At 67.1% G+C, this 2,556-nt stretch carries 2 protein-coding genes; both read left to right on the top strand.

Annotation, left to right across the window (positions count from 1 at the left end; translation table 11 throughout):
• Positions 1-164 precede the first annotated feature (164 nt).
• Positions 165-1,715, top strand: a complete 1,551-nt coding sequence (gene istA / locus ACYU7L_RS13605) for an IS21 family transposase (RefSeq protein WP_460797499.1) — start codon at positions 165-167, stop codon at positions 1,713-1,715.
• Entirely contained in the window at positions 1,712-2,491 is a 780-nt protein-coding gene (gene istB / locus ACYU7L_RS13600) for an IS21-like element helper ATPase IstB (protein WP_460797497.1), read from the top strand. Before istA ends, istB begins: the two co-directional genes overlap by 4 nt.
• The last annotated feature ends 65 nt before the right edge of the window (positions 2,492-2,556 follow it).

Genomic DNA, 2,556 nt, shown 5'->3' with positions numbered 1-2,556 from the left:
TGTCCGTGGCCATGGAAAAGTCCCCACTGGTGGCCAGATAGCGGTCCCCAGCGGTGGCCAGAAGTAAGTTCCCACTCTTCGTCGTGTCGTGAGAGCCGTTGAGGTCCTGCGTGGTGACGGTGGCGGTAACCAGCCAGCCGACCGCCACCACGCAGGAGTCTCCATTGAAGAGCGCGAGGGAACGTATGGACGTCATTTCCGCCTACCGAGACGTAGGCACTTATCGAGGGGCGGCCGCGATCTGCGGTACGACCCACAAGACCGTGAAGCGGGTGATCGAGGCCCACAACGCAGCCAGCAGCGCTGGCGGGCCGACCGTGGCGCCGAAGGCGCCACGGTCGAAGAACTACGACGAGGTCGCTGACCTGGTCGCGAAGCGGATAAAGGACACCACGGGGCGGATCACTGCGAAGCGGCTACTGCCAGCAGCGGTAGCCGCGGGCTACGACGGGTCGGCACGGAACTTTCGTCGTCTGGTCGCGGATGCCAAGCAGGCATGGCGAAACGAGGACGCCGGGAACCGCCGCGGCCGTCGTCCGGCGATCTGGACCCCGGGTGAGACGTTGATGATCGACTGGGGCGTCTTGAAGATCGACGGCGTCATGCTGCACGTGTTCTGTGCGGTGCTGGGCTGGTCGAGGTTCCGCTTTGTCCGCTTCGCCGCCGACGAGCAGGCCACTACGACTATGGCGATGCTGGCGGAGTGCTTCGAGGAGCTCGGCGGTGTCCCGAAGGTCGTCCTGACCGACCGGATGGGCTGCCTGAAAGCCGGGGTCGTCGCCAACGTCGTCGTCCCGACACCAGACTTCGTCCGGTTCGCCTCGCACTACCGGTTCCGCCCCGACTTCTGCGAGGCCGCCGACCCGGAGTCGAAGGGCATGGTCGAGGCCCTCGTCGGCTACGCCAAGTCCGACCTCATGGTGCCGTTGATCGGCAGTGCCTCGAGCGACCTCGCGGACCGCAACCGCTCCGCGGCGGCGTGGTGTGTCGAGGTGAACGCCAACGTGCATTCGGAGATCTGCGCGGTACCTGCCGTCCGGTTGGCGGTCGAGCTTCCGCTGCTCGGTGACCTGCCCTCGTTGCGCGCCGAGTTCGGTGCCCGTCCAACGACGCGGAAGGTCGACAAGCTGTCCTGCATCCGGTTCGCATCAGCGCGGTACTCGGTCCCGAACCGGCTGATCGGGCGCACCGTCACCGTCCTGGTCGACACCCACGACAGCGGCGGGCTCCTGCAGGTCATCGAGCCAGTCACCGGGGAGATCCACGCCGAGCACGCCCTGGTTGCACCGGGTGAGGTCAGCATCGTCGATGCCCACTACGGCGGGCCGCGACCCGACAAACCGGCACGTGCTGCGAGGCCCAGAACCCAGTCAGAGAAGGACTTCCTCGCTTTGGGCCCGGTCGCGGAGGCGTTCCTGACCGGTGCCGCAGCAGCCGGTGTGACGAAGCTGTCCACCGAGATCGTCGAGGTCCTCGACCTCGGTGCCGCCCACGGCACCGACGCACTCCTGGCCGCACTCGGGCGGGCGGTGGAGTTCAGCCGCTGGCGTGCCGGCGACATCCGATCGATCCTCGCCACCAACGGCCAAGCACCCACACCCCGCCCGGCGGGCGAGGCGTTCAGCGACGGAATCGTGCTGACCCTGCCCACGGTGCCGACCAGGTCGCTGGCGGCCTACAAGATCACCTCGATCGATAGCGGTGAGTCCTCATGACGGCCGCGTCGCCGCCGCCGTTGGCCGCGGACCTGACCGAAGGGCTGAAGCGGCTCAAGATGGCCGCGATGCGCCAACTGGCACCCGAGCTCCTCGTGACCGCGAAGACCCAACGTTGGAGCCCTGAGGAGTTCCTACGCACCCTCATCGAGGCCGAGATCACCGCCCGCGACGAGTCGAACGTCCGCACCCGCTTGAAGGCTGCAGGGTTCCCGGTCACCAAGTCCCTCGACGGCTTCGACGTCACCAGCTCCTCCATCCCCACCGCAACGTTCGACTACCTCGCATCACTGGAATGGATCCGCGCACCCGAGAACGTCTGCCTCATCGGCCCAGCCGGGACAGGAAAATCCCACATGCTCGTCGCGCTCGGCCACGCCGCGGTCGAGGACGGGCACCGTGTCCGGTACTTCACCGCCGCCGACCTCGTCGAGACCCTCTACCGAGGCCTGGCCGATAACTCGGTCGGCAAGACCATCGACACCCTGCTGCGCAACGAGCTGATCCTGCTCGATGAAGTCGGCTTCGCGCCGCTCGACGACACCGGTGCACAGCTGCTGTTCCGGTTCGTCGCAGCCGCCTACGAGCGCCGCTCGATCGGCGTCGCTAGCCACTGGCCCTTCGAGTCCTGGGGACGGTTCCTGCCCGAGCACACCACCGCGGTCAGCATGCTCGACCGGCTCCTGCACCACTGCCACACCGTCGTCACCGACGGCGACTCCTACCGCATGAAGCAGGCCCGAGAGAGCGGAGGAACCCGCATCAAGACCACCTGAAGAACCGACGGAGAGTGGGGACTTCCACTTGGCCACCAGCGGGGACCAGAAGCTGGCCGTTGACA

The organism is Nocardioides pacificus (assembly GCF_054775955.1).
Note: the sequence above shows the minus strand (reverse complement) of the source record. Positions and strands in the feature narration are given on the sequence as shown.

Coding starts and splice junctions, on each gene's coding strand:
- istB (WP_460797497.1), top strand. CDS start 1,712: ATGACGGCCGCGTCGCCGCCGCCGTTGGCCGCGGACCTGACCGAAGGG.